Origin of the sequence: Specibacter sp. NPDC078709, from assembly GCF_040686795.1 — a bacterium.
Classification (GTDB): domain Bacteria; phylum Actinomycetota; class Actinomycetes; order Actinomycetales; family Micrococcaceae; genus Specibacter.
Genome location: NZ_JBFBLU010000002.1, coordinates 255,692 through 270,997, shown reverse-complemented (window position 1 = coordinate 270,997; position 15,306 = coordinate 255,692). Strand labels below are relative to the sequence as shown.

Annotated in this window: 16 protein-coding genes; 3 read left to right on the top strand and 13 right to left on the bottom strand. The window is 59.0% G+C overall.

Going from position 1 to position 15,306, the window contains the following annotated elements; genetic code table 11:
- Nucleotides 1-36: 36 nt before the first annotated feature.
- From AB0P14_RS05285 to AB0P14_RS05240, 10 genes are all read right to left on the bottom strand, one after another.
- Nucleotides 37-930, bottom strand: a complete 894-nt coding sequence (locus AB0P14_RS05285; RefSeq protein ID WP_363838673.1) for a F0F1 ATP synthase subunit gamma — start codon at nucleotides 928-930, stop codon at nucleotides 37-39.
- 70 nt (nucleotides 931-1,000) lie between these two features.
- On the bottom strand, nucleotides 1,001-2,638 hold the full coding sequence (gene atpA, locus AB0P14_RS05280) for a F0F1 ATP synthase subunit alpha (protein ID WP_363838670.1): 1,638 nt from the start codon (nucleotides 2,636-2,638) through the stop codon (nucleotides 1,001-1,003).
- Nucleotides 2,639-2,757: 119 nt separating this feature from the next.
- Complete coding sequence (locus AB0P14_RS05275) at nucleotides 2,758-3,573, bottom strand: F0F1 ATP synthase subunit delta (RefSeq protein ID WP_363838667.1); 816 nt, start codon at nucleotides 3,571-3,573, stop codon at nucleotides 2,758-2,760.
- On the bottom strand, nucleotides 3,573-4,127 hold the full coding sequence (locus AB0P14_RS05270; RefSeq protein ID WP_363838665.1) for a F0F1 ATP synthase subunit B: 555 nt from the start codon (nucleotides 4,125-4,127) through the stop codon (nucleotides 3,573-3,575). The genes AB0P14_RS05275 and AB0P14_RS05270 overlap by 1 nt, the downstream gene beginning before the upstream one ends.
- 75 nt (nucleotides 4,128-4,202) lie before the next feature.
- The gene (locus AB0P14_RS05265) at nucleotides 4,203-4,418 is read right to left on the bottom strand and encodes a F0F1 ATP synthase subunit C (protein WP_363838662.1); all 216 of its coding nucleotides are present in this window, start codon (nucleotides 4,416-4,418) and stop codon (nucleotides 4,203-4,205) included.
- Between the two features lie 89 nt (nucleotides 4,419-4,507).
- On the bottom strand, nucleotides 4,508-5,320 hold the full coding sequence (atpB, locus tag AB0P14_RS05260) for a F0F1 ATP synthase subunit A (RefSeq protein WP_363838660.1): 813 nt from the start codon (nucleotides 5,318-5,320) through the stop codon (nucleotides 4,508-4,510).
- Nucleotides 5,321-5,411: 91 nt separating this feature from the next.
- The gene (locus tag AB0P14_RS05255) at nucleotides 5,412-5,666 is read right to left on the bottom strand and encodes a hypothetical protein (protein WP_363838658.1); all 255 of its coding nucleotides are present in this window, start codon (nucleotides 5,664-5,666) and stop codon (nucleotides 5,412-5,414) included.
- Nucleotides 5,663-6,181 carry a hypothetical protein gene (locus AB0P14_RS05250; RefSeq protein ID WP_363838655.1) on the bottom strand — a complete coding sequence of 173 codons (519 nt, stop codon included), beginning with the start codon at nucleotides 6,179-6,181 and terminating at the stop codon, nucleotides 5,663-5,665. The genes AB0P14_RS05255 and AB0P14_RS05250 overlap by 4 nt, the downstream gene beginning before the upstream one ends.
- 177 nt (nucleotides 6,182-6,358) lie before the next feature.
- A complete protein-coding gene (locus AB0P14_RS05245) occupies nucleotides 6,359-7,393 on the bottom strand; it encodes a glycosyltransferase family 4 protein (protein ID WP_363838653.1) in 1,035 nt (344 codons plus the stop codon).
- The gene (locus tag AB0P14_RS05240) at nucleotides 7,393-9,180 is read right to left on the bottom strand and encodes a nucleoside-diphosphate sugar epimerase/dehydratase (RefSeq protein WP_363838651.1); all 1,788 of its coding nucleotides are present in this window, start codon (nucleotides 9,178-9,180) and stop codon (nucleotides 7,393-7,395) included. Before AB0P14_RS05240 ends, AB0P14_RS05245 begins: the two co-directional genes overlap by 1 nt.
- A 294-nt stretch (nucleotides 9,181-9,474) precedes the next feature.
- Here AB0P14_RS05240 and AB0P14_RS05235 point away from each other — a divergent pair, with 294 nt between their 5' ends.
- From AB0P14_RS05235 to AB0P14_RS05225, 3 genes are read left to right on the top strand one after another with little or no spacing between them, the layout of a single operon-like run.
- The gene (locus AB0P14_RS05235) at nucleotides 9,475-10,374 is read left to right on the top strand and encodes a glycosyltransferase family 2 protein (RefSeq protein ID WP_363838648.1); all 900 of its coding nucleotides are present in this window, start codon (nucleotides 9,475-9,477) and stop codon (nucleotides 10,372-10,374) included.
- Nucleotides 10,371-11,342, top strand: a complete 972-nt coding sequence (locus AB0P14_RS05230) for a glycosyltransferase (RefSeq protein ID WP_363838646.1) — start codon at nucleotides 10,371-10,373, stop codon at nucleotides 11,340-11,342. Before AB0P14_RS05235 ends, AB0P14_RS05230 begins: the two co-directional genes overlap by 4 nt.
- Nucleotides 11,343-11,344: 2 nt before the next feature.
- Nucleotides 11,345-12,325: an NAD-dependent epimerase/dehydratase family protein gene (locus AB0P14_RS05225; RefSeq protein WP_363838643.1), complete on the top strand. Its 981-nt coding sequence runs from the start codon at nucleotides 11,345-11,347 to the stop codon at nucleotides 12,323-12,325.
- A gap of 47 nt (nucleotides 12,326-12,372) precedes the next feature.
- On the opposite strand, the gene AB0P14_RS05220 is transcribed toward AB0P14_RS05225, so the two are convergent.
- The 3 genes from AB0P14_RS05220 to prfA all read right to left on the bottom strand — a co-directional run bounded on the left by AB0P14_RS05220 (nucleotide 12,373) and on the right by prfA (nucleotide 15,279).
- A complete protein-coding gene (locus tag AB0P14_RS05220; RefSeq protein WP_363838640.1) occupies nucleotides 12,373-13,242 on the bottom strand; it encodes an L-threonylcarbamoyladenylate synthase in 870 nt (289 codons plus the stop codon).
- A 74-nt stretch (nucleotides 13,243-13,316) separates the two neighbouring features.
- Nucleotides 13,317-14,216 carry a peptide chain release factor N(5)-glutamine methyltransferase gene (gene prmC / locus AB0P14_RS05215; protein WP_363838638.1) on the bottom strand — a complete coding sequence of 300 codons (900 nt, stop codon included), beginning with the start codon at nucleotides 14,214-14,216 and terminating at the stop codon, nucleotides 13,317-13,319.
- Nucleotides 14,206-15,279 (bottom strand): peptide chain release factor 1, encoded by a 1,074-nt coding sequence (gene prfA, locus AB0P14_RS05210; RefSeq protein ID WP_363838635.1) that lies wholly within the window; start codon nucleotides 15,277-15,279, stop codon nucleotides 14,206-14,208. Before prfA ends, prmC begins: the two co-directional genes overlap by 11 nt.
- Nucleotides 15,280-15,306: the final 27 nt, after the last annotated feature.

Here is a 15,306-nt window from a genome sequence, read left to right as displayed (position 1 = left end):
TGTGTAGATGGCATTGAATAAGTATGAATTGGGCTGCTAAGAGGCGTTGAGCGCGTCAGCGCCCGCAACAATCTCGGAGAGCTCCTGCGTAACTTCAGCCTGCCGGGCGTTGTTACGAAGACGCGTGTACTTCTTGATCAGATCATTGGCGTTGTCACCTGCGGACTTCATAGCCCGCTGGCGAGCTGCGAGCTCGGAAGCTGCCGCCTGCAAGAGTGCAGAGAAGATGCGTGACTCAATGTACCGCGGCAGCAGGGCGTCAAGGACGTCCTCGGGCTGCGGCTCGAACTCGTACAGCGGCAGCAGGTCGTTTGAGGATTCGACTTCTTCCTCAACAACTTCCAACGGCAGCAGACGAATTACTGTCGGCTCCTGAACAACCATTGACTTGAACTGGGTGTAAACGACATGGATTTCATCCACGCCACCCTCTTCGAAGTCGGTTGCGAAGTCCAACAGCAGGGCCTCGCGGAGTTGACGTGCAGTTTCAAATTCCGGTGCATCGGTGCCACCGGTCCACACCTTGGCGTAATCGCGTCCGCGGAAGTCAAAGTACGCCTGAGCCTTGCGGCCGACCAAATAGGTCGTGACGTCTTTGCCTTCTCCGTGCAGCAATTCGATAAGGTGCTCTGCCTGCTTCAAAACGCTGGCGGAGTAGGAACCGGCAAGACCACGATCGGAAGTCATGACCAACACTGCAGCCCGACGGATAGAATCCGGTTCGGTTGTCAGCGGGTGGTCGACCTCGGACTGGGACGCAACGGCAGAAACGGCACGGGTGATCGCATTGGAATACGGCAATGACGCCGAAACACGCATGCGTGCCTTTCCAATGCGGGACGTAGCGATCAGTTCCATCGCCTTGAAGATCTTTTGCATCGACGTGGTCGAGGCGATCTTCTGGCGGTAGACCCGGATCTGGGCTCCCATGTTTGTCCTTTCCTTATCCTTGTTTAGCTTGCCGGCCCCGTGGGACCGGCAAGCTATTCAAAGGATGGTGTCAGCGTTTCTGCTTAACGATCTTTTCCTGGTCGACGTCTTCAGCGGCAAGCGCATCGAACTCTTCATGGCCGGCGCCAACAAGCTTGCTGTCGCCCTCCCCGAAGAAGCCCTTCTTGAAGTCAACAATGTTGGACTTGAGTGCCTCAACCGTCGAGTCCTCGAGCAAGTTGGTTTCAGCCAACGTGGTCAGGACCGATGTGCGCATGCGCAGGTGGTCAAGGAACTCGGTCTCAAAGCGGCGAACGTCTTCTACCGGGACATCGTCCAGGTAACCGTTGGTGCCTGCCCAGATTGAGACAACCTGGTTTTCGACCGGGAACGGTGCGTACTGACCCTGCTTGAGCAGTTCCATCAGGCGCGCTCCGCGAGTCAGCTGCTGCTTGGAAGCGGCATCCAAATCGGAGGCGAACATGGCGAATGCCTGCATGTCGCGGTACTGAGCCAGTTCCAGCTTCAAAGTACCGGAAACCTTCTTCATGGCCTTGACCTGTGCTGAACCACCAACACGGGAAACAGAGACACCCACGTCAACAGCGGGACGCTGGTTGGCGTTGAAGAGGTCCGACTGAAGGAAGATCTGACCATCGGTGATGGAAATAACGTTGGTCGGGATGTACGCCGAGACGTCATTTGCCTTGGTTTCGATGATCGGCAAGCCGGTCATGGAACCTGCGCCGAGCTCGTCAGAGAGCTTTGCACAACGCTCCAGCAAACGGGAGTGTAGGTAGAACACGTCACCGGGGTATGCCTCGCGGCCCGGCGGGCGACGCAGCAAAAGTGAAACGGCGCGGTAAGCCTCGGCCTGCTTGGAGAGATCATCAAAGACGACCAGAACGTGCTTGCCACCGTACATCCAGTGCTGACCAATGGCCGAACCGGTGTAAGGAGCCAGGTACTTGAAACCAGCCGGGTCAGATGCCGGTGAGGCAATGATGGTGGTGTATTCCAAAGCATCGTTATCTGCCAGAGTCTGGCGGACTGCTGCAATGGTCGATGCCTTCTGGCCGATTGCTACGTAAATGCAGCGAACCTGCTTCTTGACATCCTTCGAAGCCCAGTTGGCCTTCTGGTTGATGATGGTGTCAACGGCAAGAGCCGTCTTACCCGTCTGACGGTCACCAATGATCAGCTGACGCTGGCCACGGCCGATCGGGATCATGGCGTCGATGGCCTTCATACCGGTCTGCAGCGGTTCGTGAACCGACTTGCGCTCGGTAACGCCAGGAGCCTGAAGCTCCAGGGCGCGGCGGCCTTCGGGTTCAATCTCGCCCAGGTCATCCATAGGCTGACCCAAGGGGTCAACTACGCGGCCCAAGAAGTTATCGCCCACCGGTACGGAGAGGATCTCTCCGGTGCGGTGAACTTGCTGGCCCTCAGCGATACCAGCGAAGTCGCCAAGGACAACCACACCGATCTCGCGAGTGTCCAAGTTCTGGGCCAAGCCCAGTGTGCCGTCTTCGAATCGAAGAAGCTCGTTGGCCATGACAGAGGGAAGACCCTCTACCTTGGCAATGCCGTCACTTGCGGTGGTGACGCGGCCAACCTCGACGCGCTCTGCGTTGCCCGGTTCATAGGACGCTGCGAACTCATTCAAGGCATTGCGGACGTCGTCGGCATTGATGGTCAAGTCGGCCATCTGCAGTCCCTGCTCTCCTAAGTTGTGGTGGCCACCCGAAGAAAAGGTGTGGGTGGCGACCTAAATGTTTGATTCAGTCAGTTGTGGACTGGCTGTTGCGGGAAACCTGAAGTGGTTTCCTAAACTGCCAACCGGCGGCGAAGATCGGAAAGTCGCGTTGCTGCAGTTGCGTCAACAACTTCAGCCCCCACAACAACCTTGATCCCGCCGACTAATGTCGGGTCGATATTGACGTTGATCTTCAAGTTACGACCATAGAGATTGTTCAAGCCGGCCTGCAGACGTGCGATCTGCTCTGCGCTCAGGTCACGGGTGACGCTGACGTAGGCAATCCAACGTTGCTGGCGTTTGGCAACCAATTCCACGAACCGTTGCACCAGAGCCGTGGGCTTGAGCCCGCGGGGGGCGGTTACGGCCTGGCGGATCAACAGCGCGGCGACGTCACCGGACTGCGGAACAACCTTGTGCGCCAAGGCGCTCTTGGCTGATGCCGAAGCCTGTGCATCGTCAAATGCGCGCTGCAGATCATGACTGGACCCAACAACTCGGATAAACGTGAAGAGTTCCTCTTCCAGCGCATCCAGGTTGGCAGAGCCGTCACCTTGACCTTCAGCAACCGCGATCGCCGATGTTGCTGCCAAGACTTCCAGTGCATCGCCCAGGTCACGAGCCGAGCCCCAGCGAGCGGAAACCAACTCCAAAAACACGTTCTGTGCTTCTGCGCTGACCTTCCCGGCAATGAGCTTGGTGGCCAGTGCCGACTTCTCCGCACCCTGACGGGTGGGATCGGTCAAGGCGCGGCGCAGGCCGGCGTTGCTGTCCAGAAGCCCCACAATTGCGAAGAGATCCTGAGCCAATGCGATAGACGCAGTGGCAAGCTTGGGTTCCAGCGACTCAAGAGCCGCTGCCAATGACTTGCTCGATACACCTGCCATTACTTCGTTACACCCGCGTTCGACTGGTTTTCCAGATCTGCCAGGAAGCGCTCAACAACCCGGTTGGAACGCGCATCATCATCGAGGGCTTCGCCAACGATTTTGCCTGCCAGCTGTGTAGCCAAAGTGCCAACCTCACTGCGGAGGGAGTTCACTGCAGCAACACGCTCAGCTTCGATCTGGACCTGTGCCTGGGCGGTGATGCGTGCAGATTCCTCTGCAGCCTTCGCCTTCAGGTCTGCCAAGATCTGGGCGCCTTCTTCACGAGCGGTTTCACGGATGCCATTGGCTTCCGTGCGGGCCTCCATGAGCTGGGCCTTGTACTGCTCCAAAAGGGCGTTGGCTTCGGCCTGAGCCTCTTCTGCCTTCTCGATCCCACCCTCGATGGCCTCTACACGGTCGGTGTAGGACTTCTCGAAGGTCGGTGCGATGAACTTCTTCACCACGAAGAGCAGGACAGCGAAGGATACAGCAGTTACTAGTATTTCCCATACGTTGGGAACCAGAGGGTTTGCACCCTCACTAGCAGCGAGGATTACTTCTGCGGTAATCATTTCTCACTAATCCTTAATCTGATATTTGTCCAGGAAATTTCGTGCCCCGGAAGACCGGGACGAGAAGTCTTTGGACTAGACGCCAACGACGAAGGCGAAGACCAGGCCAAGAATAGCCAGTGCTTCTGCAAGGGCGAAGCCCAGCAGAGCGATAGGCTGCAGGATGCGCTGAGCTTCCGGCTGACGAGCTACACCGTTGATGTAAGCGGCGAAGATCAAGCCCACACCAATTGCCGAGCCGATAGTGGCCAGGCCGTAGCCAATCATGTTGAGCGAGCCGTGGAGTTCCATTTGGTTCCTTTCAAGATACCGGCGTTGTGCCGGCAGGTTGTGAGGTGATACTTATTTTTGAGGAAAACTTTTTGGTGTTGCGGGGGAAGCTAGTGAGCGTCCGCTTCGAGGCTGCCCTGGATGTAGATGGCGGTCAGCAAGGCGAAAACAAATGCCTGCAGCACCATGATCAGCAGTTCCAGGAAGTACATGGCCACGGATCCGGCAATAACTGCCACACCCGTCGCGTTGAGCAGGATGCTGTCCTGAACAATGATCAGGTACTGTGCACCGCTACCTGCCAGAGCCACGATCAAGTGACCGGCGAGCATGGTTGCCATCAAACGCAAGGAGTGCGTCAGCGGGCGAACAACGAAGTTGGAGAGAATTTCCAACGGCACCAGCAGCGGCAGGATCCAACCGGGAACACCGGAGGGAACAACTGCCAGCTTGAAGTAACGGATGCCGTGCTTCTGCACGCCAACAGCAATCCACGTGAAGTAGATGATCAAGGCAATTGCATAGGCGCTGCCTGCGTGTGAGAACGAAGGCAACTGCAGCAGCGGAATGGCACCGAAGATGTTGTTCAGCAGCACAAAGAGGAACACTGAGAAAATCAGCGGGACCCACGGGCGGAAGTTCTTCTCACCCATGATGTCGCGGCTAATAGTGTTACGCGCGAAGCTGTAGAAGCCTTCGGCGAAGAACTGGGTTCGGCCCGGAACCAATTTCGGGTTTCGGATCGCTAGTTTGAAGAAGACAGTGATCAGCACAACCGACAAGATGACCATGATCATCTGCTTGCCCAGTCCGGTGCCGTACTCGGCCATCCAGGGCAAAACGTCGGGGAGGTGGGTGTCACTAATTGTCGGTGGAACGAAGCCACCGTCATTCGAGGCCATCGGAAGCGCAAACGCGGTCAACGCGCTGTCCTCTCTGCAGTTTCGGTCATAGGGCAAGTGCGGTGGCCCATCAAAAGATGGTCAGCACCAAAGGAAAGTCTGATGGTGGGATTCATTGCTTGTGGTCATTGTCAGGGCGGCCATGCCGTTGATAATGCCGAGCTAGGTAGTACCCACAGGCGGCTCCAATAGGAACCGCAGCAAACACAATCCAAGCTTGGTGCAATAAAAAGTCCAGTCCCCACCCTATCAAACCCCAGAGCAGGATTCCGCCAATAATGTAGGTGTAGTCCAGCTTTCCGGCATTCGACTTCGGTGGGATTACCACGTGGTCGCCTTGGCCGGGATCGGGTGTCTTCTTAGTCATGACTGGGCTCCTTCGCCATCGCGGTCAGCATCAGCGTTCTCCTGCGCCTTCAGGGCTGGAGCCGAATCATCAAACAGTAAAAAGCGCTGTTTACTGAATATGACGACTTCCGTTGCCTGCCACACCAGCACCGAAGCCACGGCTGCCCCTGCAAACCAGGGTTTATTCAGCCACGATGGTGCCGCCAAAGCGAAAAGTATGGCGGAGAAGCCGAAGACTTTGACGATGTAGCTCATGAAGAAAATACTCATGACGGCCTTCGGCCGGTTTCGGCCGAATACATGGGCAGCGAAAAGGCTCAAAGCGAAGAAGAGCATGACCACCACAGCGCCGCACAACACACTGATGACGCCTGGCATATCCGTGAAAATGAACGCGGCTAGTGCCATGACGACCGTAGCGATCCCGCCAGTCTGAAGACATTTCTTCAGGATGTTCCAGCTGGGGCTCGCAGTGGGACCCGAGGCCGTTAATGGCCTTGGTGCAGCGCTATTGTTCGCGCTTGCGTCCTTCATGTGAACTCCATCTGGGGAAAATCCCCTCGTTGCTCAGCCCTGCCACGGCACAGCTGCAAGCAGCGTGAACGCGTGGGGGCATGGAAAGAGGGCGGTGAGTTTCACCACGAATTATTCTACACGAGATAGAACTGGGTGTGGACGGGCCGCCGCGGGCTTGGGCCCTCCCCCAAGCCTCTAAGCCTTTTCGGCCCTGCGTCGGAAGTAGCTCTGAAAAAGTGTTGGGGTCCGCAGATACGCCAGCACCACGGCAAAGCCAACAGCGGTGGCCACCACCTGGGTGACACTGCCGCCCTCGGCGGCCACAATCCCCAAAACACTGACCACGATCGTGGCGCCACACACCACAGCCGTGGCTTGGACGTGGCTCAAGCCCACAATGGTCAAGCGCTGGTACACGTGCTGCCGGTGCGCCGCATACCACCGTTCACCGGCCAGCAGCCTCCGCAAAAATGTCACAAACGTGTCCACTAAATAGATCAGCACCGGCGAGAAAATATATTCCGGCGGCACTCCGGCAAGAAATGCACACATGGCTGTGACGGCGATCGAAGCACCGAGCAAATAGCTGCCCACATCACCGAGAAACACCTTGTTGCGGCTCAGGTTCCAGGGCAGGAATCCGCCAAATGCCATGGCAATCGCGATTCCCACATAGACCATCCAGCCGTGCCCCGCCACGTACCCGGCGTAGGCGTAAAAGCCGCCCACAAGCAGGCCATGCGTCCCGGAGATGCCATTGATGCCGTCCATAAAATTGGCCACGTTGACATACGCCGCCACCGCGATGGCTCCGATCGGAATCAGCCACAGTTGCTGCTCCCCCGGGTCCAGAATGGCCACGGCTGCGGTCGCCAATCCACCCACGGCCAGTTGCATCCCGGCCCGAATTTTTACTGACAGGCCGCGAATATCTTCGATCCAGCCAATGGCGCTGGCGGCCAGTACGACGCCGAGAATCACTACCAGCGTCAGCGCACCCTGACGCGTGTTCCCCGACTGGGGCAAAAACACGGCCACCAGGACAGCGGCAGGCAAGGCCACCGCCGTCGTAATTCCCATGCCGCGGATGGTGGGTGCAGTGTGGGAGGAACGTGCGTTCGGCACATCCAGCACGCCGGCCTTTGCCAGCAGCGGCCGGACAAAGATCGGCAAGAGCAGTGCCAGCGCCAGCGCTACGGCGCCTACGGTGATTGCTGCCCAGGTTTCCATCATGCTCCTGCCGCGACGTCGCCGTCGGACTCATCAATGCTGGCACCGTTGGGGCCTGCCTCGTCGATGCAGCGCTGGAGCCACAAGGACAGATCAAGCTCGTCCGGGGACAGCGGTTTGGCGTGCGTGTGGGAGATCTTGGGGTGGCCGTCAGGATCCTTGATCTCGTCATCTCCGGTGAGCTGCTCGTGCAGTTTTTCGGAGGGGCGCAGGCCGGTGATCTTGATTTCAATTTTTCGTCCGGACATGGCGATCATGCGTTCGGCCACTTCCATAATGCGGACCGGCTCGCCCATATCCAGGATCAGCACGTCGCCGCCGTGGCCAATGGCACCGGCTTGGATGACCAGCTGGCAGGCCTCCGGGATGGTCATGAAGAAGCGGGTGATATCGGGGTGCGTGACGGTGACGGGGCCGCCCTTGTTGATTTGATCAGTGAACAACGGCAGCATGGATCCCCGGCTGCCCAAGACGTTGCCGAAGCGGACGGAAACGTAGCGCTGACCCGTCTCCCGCGCCATCCACGAGGTGAGCTTTTCCGCCGCTCGTTTGGAGTGTCCTAGAGCCGTGGTGGGGCTAGCGGCTTTGTCTGTTGAGACATTGACGTAGGTTTCCACCCCAACGCTGCGGGCGGCCTGGAGCACGTTCAGGGACCCCAGAACGTTGGTCTTCCAGCCTTCTTCCGGGTACATCTGCAGCAGGGGCGCGTGCTTGAGCGCGGCGGCGTGGAACACCACCTCGGGACGGCGTGCGGCAAAGATCTGGTTCAAGGAGTCGGCGTCGCGGATGTCTGCCAACACAATATTTTTATTATCGAGCAGCCCGTGGCCCTCAATGGAGAGTTGCGTGTGTTGGAGTCCGGATTCGTCACGGTCCAACATGATCAGCGCAGCGGGATCAAAGCTGTAGAGCTGGCGGCACAGCTCAGACCCAATGGATCCGCCAGCACCGGTGACGAGGACGCGCTTGCCCTTGATGTAGCCGGCAATCTGCGAGACCTCGGTTTCAACGGGGCTGCGGCCAATGAGGTCGGCAACATCAATTTCGCGGAAGTCCGTGAGCCCGCCCTGGTGGTCCTTGTTGGTGTCGGGGCTGAGCATCTCCTGCAGCGGAGGCAGAATCAGAACCTTCACGCCCAGGCCGGACACGCTTTCGGAGATCTCCCGTATCCGCTTGGAACTCAAATGTGCCATGGCCAAAACCACCACGGTGGACTTGGTGCGCTTGATCAACTCGGGCAGTTCATGCCCGCCACCAATCACGCTTACCGAGCTCAACCTCAGGTGCTTTTTAGTGGAATCGTCATCCACCAAACCCACGGGAACGTAGGGCGATTCCGGGTCCTGCACCATGCGGGTCACCAGCGAGTTGCCGAGGAATCCAGCACCGTAAATGAGGGTCTTTTGTGCTTCCTCACCGAAAATCGGCTTGCCCTCAACGTAGAGCCGCTTGGCGTAGCGGATCGCGGCCATGGCCAGCGCTGCGAAGGGGAAGGCAATGACGGCCACGGAACGGGCCACGTGAAGTTCGCTGATAAAGATCGAGAGCACAATGCTGGTCACGACACACACAATCAATGTCACGGCCACCAGCACGCGGGCCTCGTGGATGCTCCCAAAGCTGTACCGGCCGCGGTAGAGCGCCATGTACCAGCCGGCGATCAGCTGCGTTGCAACGGCAACGGCGATCAGGATGCTAAGACCGGTGAAATTGATGAGGCGAATATCGAGCTCGTAGCGCAGCAACACAGCCAGGAAGATGGCACCAGTCCACGCGAGGGAATCCAAGATTGCTTGCGACCATAACCACAGGCGTGGTTTGCGATCACTGTCCACGGAGATGGGCGCCACTTCTTGGCCTGACTGTCTGCTGGTGGTATTCAACGTGATTCGTAATTCCGATTTCTGCCAAAGGTCTTTTTCGGCCGGGCACTGTTGTCCACGGCGTAATGAGGTCGATGATGGCGACTGTACTAAAGTGGAAGGTACACAAGAATAGTAATCCCTTGCCGATGATTACATGCTCTTTAGCCATGCCGGATGCCGCGCACCGCCGCGGGCACCACCCGAGAGGACCCCCCCTTGAGCGATACCATAGCCGTTGCTGCCGTCACCTTTGACCGGCCAGACGACGTGCGAATCCTGCTGGGTGCCCTTGCACAGCAAACCCACGCTCCCCATGCCATTGCCTTGGTGGATTCCGGGACCTCCGATGTGCGTGAGATCGCGGCCGCTGCCCCTGCCGAGGTCACGTACGTGCGCTCCCTGGCAAATCTAGGCGGGGCCGGCGGCTTTTCACTGGCTATCCTGAATGCCATAGCCTCGGGTGCGGAGTGGGTGTGGATTATGGACGACGACGCCCACCCGGAAGATCCTGCCTGCCTGGCCACACTGCTGGCGGCGGCCAAGGCTCGCAATCTCGATGTTGTGGTGCCCTTGATAGTGGCCCCCGGCGAACCCAGCAAGCTCTCCTTCCCGTTCCGTATCGATGGCCACCTGACCCATGACCGTTCCGTGGTTGAACCCCTTGGCTTCATCGACAACGTGGGCCAGTTCTTCAACGGCGCGCTGATCCGCACCGACGTCTTTTTCAAGGTTGGCCTGCCGGATCTGCGCTTGTTCATCCGCGGTGACGAGACCGATTTCATGCTCCGTCTGCGCGAAGCCAAGGTGAAGTTTGGCACCGTCACCTCCGTGGCACTGACCCACCCCGCCGGTTGGGGTGAGGTTCAGGAAGTTCTCGGCGACCGCCTGCACGTACTGGTTCCCGAGACTCCGTTCAAGCGTTTTTACTACTACCGCAACCGCGGCTTCCTGACCCGCAAGCACCGCCGAGTCCGGTCATTGGTGGCCGACGCCGTGGGTTACCCGCTGTTCTTCCTCAAAAAGGGTGATTTCAAGGGCCTCGCCATGTGGGCCAGCACCTATTCGGCAGGCCTGCGCGGCGCCAAGTTCGGCCCCATGAAGGACCAAAAGTTTTGAGTCTGGGCCGTCACGAACAGTTCTTCATCGTCATCACCACTTTCAACCGTGCTGACTATCTTGAGGGGCTTTTGGACTCGGTTGCGGCGCTTGCCCCGGCCCCCGATGGGGTGATCGTGGTCAATAATGCCAGTACCGACACCACGGCCGCGGTCATCGAGGCTGCCACGGCTCGCTTCGCCGCGCTCCCTGCGCCGATTCCCGTCATTCACCACGAGTTGGCAGAAAACTCCGGCGGGGCTGGTGGTTTTTCGGCCGGTGTTGAGCGGGCTTTGGCCGAGGGTGCGCAGTGGATGTGGCTGATGGACGACGACGTCACGTGCGTTCCCGATGCGATCGGTGCCTTTGCGCCGTGGATGGGGAAATACGACGCCATGATTGGCCGCCGCTACGACGCCGAAGGCGAGCCCTTCTTCTGGCAAAACAACTTCAACACTTTTCTGGGCTTCCCGATGCCTGTCCGCGGCAACGTCTTTTCCTCGACCAACGAATTTGCCACCAATGTTGGCTGTTTCGAAGGCATGTTGCTCCACGCTGACGCGGCGCGCGGTGTGGGCCTGCCAGACCCGCGGTTTTTTCTCAACTGGGATGACACCGTCTACGGGTGGCTGATTTCGCTGCAGCGCCCGGTCAGGTACGTCAATGAATTCGTGCTGCACAAGGCCCGTTCCCAGCGCAGCATTGATCTGCGCATCAGGCACTTGAACGATTCTTCCGATCTCAGCCGCTTCTATGTCATGCGCAACCGTGGCTTGGTGGGCCAATACCTACGTGTTCATGGTCGCTTCAACCCGGTGGGCTTTGCCCTCGGCACGGCGCTGACGGCGTCCAAGGAACTATTGCGGCTGGTGGGTGTTGAGAAGACCCTGCGTGGCAGTGGCCGGCTACTGGCTGGTTGGCGTGAATCACGGCGAATTCTTGCAGCCTCCGACTTTACCCCGATGCCTCCTATGGAAGGTCCACGCTAACCATGGCCGTTGATTCACATGAACTGCGCTGGTTGGTGATCGGTGCCTCGGGTTTTGTTGGCAGCGCCATTGTCGACGACCTCCGGCAACGCGGGGCCACGGTTGTCGCCATGGCCGCTCCCCGGCTGCGAAGTACTGCTGTCTCTTCCCATGAGATTGTGGCAGAGGCGGGATCCCCCACACCGGGCTCCCCGATCTCTTCCTCCCGGGAAGAACTCAGCGCCGCGTTTTCTGGAATTGACGTTGTCATCAATGCCGCGGGCTTGGCTACACCAGGCGACGCCGAATCACCCGAGCTCACCGGCGCCAATGCCTTGTTGCCAGCTGTGGTTGCCTTGGCGGCCAAGGAGGCCGGAGTGAGTAGATTTGTGCATCTCAGCAGTGCTTCCGTGCAGGGACACCGCCGCGTGATCGACGAAAGTGGCAACAGAGCACCATTTTCGGCCTACTCACGGTCAAAGGCCTTAGGTGAAGAAGCACTGGAGTTGGTGGCGGCTCAGAGCACACCGCTATCCTTAGTCACCATCCGGGCCACCTCGGTTCAGGGTGCCAGCCGCCCCACCACCCAGTCGTTGGTCAAGGTAGCCCGCTCCCCCATCGCCTCCGTTGCCACACCCGGCGACTTCCCCACACCAGTCAGCTCCATCGATGCCCTCGCATGGTTCGTTGTTGAGACAGGCCAGTTCGCGGGCGATGTTCCGTCCGTGGTCTTGCAACCGTGGGAAGGATTGTCGGTCAGCGAGGTCCTAGCTGCTGCAGGTGGCCGCCCTCCTCGCCGTTTACCCCGATTCCTGTGCAAGGCGGTCCTGTCCGCCGGATATTTCGTCTCGGGCTTGCTGGGCGAAAGGCTGCACGGCTCTCTTCGCCGGGTGGAGTTGATGTGGTTTGGTCAAGAACAAACTCCCGGCTGGGCCGAGTCCGTAGGCCTCACTCCTGCTCCCTCAGTAGCCACGGTGCTGGAGAACGCCCGCTTGGGGAAATAGCACCCGCACTTCCGCTAGCGCTACCCTGATCCTGCGTAAATGAGGTCCTAGGAAGCAGCCTCTTCTGGCTTCTCGAGATTGATCGACTCTGAGTCAATTTTCTGAAGGTCAATTTTCTCTGGGTCAATAGCTAGTTCTTCAGCTGCCGCATCACTCATCGACTCGCCGGCGGTTTCCGCGGATTCCATGGAATCCTCGTCCAGGACCTCGTCCTGATCCTTGCCCAGATTCGATGGCTCCCACATTTTAGGTTCCACGTCAGGACCCAAGGCGCTAGGGATCATCTGCTGAATCTCGGCCAGGCTGATAGCACCTTCGCGGACCACACGCAGCCGCAGACCTGTTGCATCAACGATGGTGGATGGGGTGGCATCCTTGCCGTCGAGTGGGCGGTAGCCACCCTCCAAATACACTTCGACGGAATCCGCGAGTTGGCTCCTGGCCTCGGAACCTGTCTGCGCAGCCGCCTGTCCGGTTCGGTTTGCACTTGAGACGGCCAAGGGACCCGTAATGGTGAGCAGGTCAAGTGCCAGTTGCTCATCCGGAACGCGAAGGGCAACGGTTCCCTTGGTTTCGCCCAGGTCCCAGGTCAAGGTGGGCTGCGCATGGAAGATCAAGGTGAGCGGGCCAGGCCAGTATTTCTCGGCAAGTTTGCGGGCATCATCGGGGATGTCGGTTGCCAGACCCTCCATGGTGCCAATGCGCGGAATCAGCACGGGCGGCGGCATATTGCGGCCACGGCCCTTGGCAGCCAGCAGTGTGGCCACCGCCTGAGGAGAAAACGCGTCCGCGGCTACCCCGTAGACAGTGTCCGTAGGCATAACGATAATCTGCTTGGCAGCAATGGCCTTTTGCGCATGGGCTAAGCCCTCGGCGCGCTGTTGCTCATTGGTGCAGTTATAGGAAGTGGTACTCACAAGACCATTCTTTCATCACGGCGCCCACTTACGTGGAACGCGTCCCTTCAATCACGAGGTTTCGGCGCAACATACTAGCGTCGCAAGCCGCTGGTGGCCCTGTCCCGTCCGGTCAGGTCCGGGTGTGTGCGAACGTTAGCCCAGTGGCCGCTGTTATTGAAAAGTTCTGCCATTTGCGGAGCCTGAACTTCAGCGTGCTCCATGACGAAGAACCCTCCTGGCCGCAATAGCCGGGCAGCCGTGGCCTCTGCGGCGGTGGGCATTTCCATGCCGTCCGCTCCCCCGCCGTACAGTGCCATGTGGGGATCGTGCAGCCGTACTTCCAGATCTCGCGGGATGGCGTCGGCAGGAATGTACGGCGGATTCGAGACCACTACATCTACTTTTCCGTTAAGCTCGGCAAAGGAATCGCGCATATCTCCGTGCACCAAGTTAACGCCTGTACCGGCTAGATTCTTTTCCGCCCAAGGGAAGGCGTCATCACTGAGTTCCACGGCATAGACAGTACTGCCTGAAACCTCGGTGGCCATGGCACCGGCAATGGCGCCCGAGCCTGTGCCCAGGTCCACGGCAACTAGCTCCGCGGTATCCCCACGTTCCTGGTGCAACTGAGTTAATACATCGATCCCCAGCTGGACCACCGATTCCGTTTCGGGTCGCGGAACAAAAACGCCCGGGCCCACCGCTAATTCCAGGTGCCGAAAATAGGCCACGCCCGTGATGTGCTGCAACGGTTCCCGTGTGGCTCGCCTAGCTACCAGCTCATCATAACCAGATGGTGCTACAGCTGTGCCAAATAACATGGCTGCCACCTCGCCCCGGCTCACACCGAGGAGATGGGCGGCCAAAAGCTGGGCATCCACCGCCGGGGTGGGCACCCCAGCGGCCGCAAGAACCGCCGTCGCACTGCGAACAGCGTCAGCCAAAGTTACGGCTGTTACTGAGGCGCAGGAGCTGGTGGCATCAGTCGCCAATGGCGTCCAATCGTGCCTGCTCGTCCATTTCAATGGCCGACTGCACCACAGGTTCCAAATCACCATTCATGACGGCATCAAGGTTGTAGGCCTTGTAGCCGGTGCGGTGATCGGCGATCCGGTTTTCCGGGTAGTTATAGGTGCGGATTCGTTCCGAGCGGTCCATGGTACGGATCTGCGACTTACGCACCGCGGAGTTTTCGGCGTCGATGATGGCTTGCTGGTGCGCCAGAATACGGGCACGGAGCACGCGCATGCCTGCTTCACGGTTCTGCAGCTGCGACTTCTCGTTCTGCATCGCCACCACAATTCCGGTGGGAAGGTGAGTAATGCGGACTGCGGAGTCCGTGGTGTTCACGGACTGGCCACCCGGGCCGGAGGAACGGTAGACATCAATCTTGAGATCGTTTTGGCTGATGTCCACTTCTTCGGGCTCATCCACTTCGGGGAGCACCAGAACACCGGCGGCCGAGGTGTGGATTCGTCCCTGAGATTCCGTAGCCGGAACGCGCTGCACACGGTGCACGCCGCCTTCAAACTTCAGGCGAGCAAATACGCCCTCGGCGGGATCATTGGAGCGGCCCTTGACGGCAATGGAAATATCCTTGTAGCCACCCAGATCAGATTCCGTTGCGGAGATGATTTCCGTCTTCCACCCACGCTGGTCGGCGTAACGGGTGTACATGCGCACCAGATCGGCGGCGAACAAGGCTGCCTCGTCTCCACCTTCACCCGCCTTGACTTCCAAGATGACATCGCGGGCATCATCGGGATCGCGCGGGATCAACAGACGGCGCAACTTCTCCTGCGCAGCAGCCAATTGTTCTTCTAACACGGGAACCTCGGCGGCAAACTCTGCGTCCTCGGCGGCCATCTCGCGGGCAGCTTCCAGATCGTCACCGATAGATTCCACCTGGTGATGACCCTCCACCACGTTGCTCAATTCGGCATACCGGCGGCCCAGTTTGCGCGCCAAGGCCTGATCGGCGTGCACTTCAGGCTCGCTCAGACGCATCTGCAGCTCGGCATGCTCATCAAGCAAACCGTGGATGGATTCAAACATTTCAAAAACCTCTCTCGACGTAAGTCA

What these genes read in the sequence shown, in the direction of transcription:
- AB0P14_RS05285 (WP_363838673.1), bottom strand. Translation starts at nt 930, where the DNA reads ATGGGAGCCCAGATCCGGGTCTACCGCCAGAAGATCGCCTCGACCACG.
- atpA (WP_363838670.1), bottom strand. Translation starts at nt 2,638, where the DNA reads ATGGCCGACTTGACCATCAATGCCGACGACGTCCGCAATGCCTTGAAT.
- AB0P14_RS05275 (WP_363838667.1), bottom strand. Translation starts at nt 3,573, where the DNA reads ATGGCAGGTGTATCGAGCAAGTCATTGGCAGCGGCTCTTGAGTCGCTG.
- AB0P14_RS05270 (WP_363838665.1), bottom strand. Translation starts at nt 4,127, where the DNA reads ATGATTACCGCAGAAGTAATCCTCGCTGCTAGTGAGGGTGCAAACCCT.
- AB0P14_RS05265 (WP_363838662.1), bottom strand. Translation starts at nt 4,418, where the DNA reads ATGGAACTCCACGGCTCGCTCAACATGATTGGCTACGGCCTGGCCACT.
- AB0P14_RS05255 (WP_363838658.1), bottom strand. Translation starts at nt 5,666, where the DNA reads ATGACTAAGAAGACACCCGATCCCGGCCAAGGCGACCACGTGGTAATC.
- AB0P14_RS05250 (WP_363838655.1), bottom strand. Translation starts at nt 6,181, where the DNA reads ATGAAGGACGCAAGCGCGAACAATAGCGCTGCACCAAGGCCATTAACG.
- AB0P14_RS05245 (WP_363838653.1), bottom strand. Translation starts at nt 7,393, where the DNA reads ATGGAAACCTGGGCAGCAATCACCGTAGGCGCCGTAGCGCTGGCGCTG.
- AB0P14_RS05225 (WP_363838643.1), top strand. Translation starts at nt 11,345, where the DNA reads ATGGCCGTTGATTCACATGAACTGCGCTGGTTGGTGATCGGTGCCTCG.
- prfA (WP_363838635.1), bottom strand. Translation starts at nt 15,279, where the DNA reads ATGTTTGAATCCATCCACGGTTTGCTTGATGAGCATGCCGAGCTGCAG.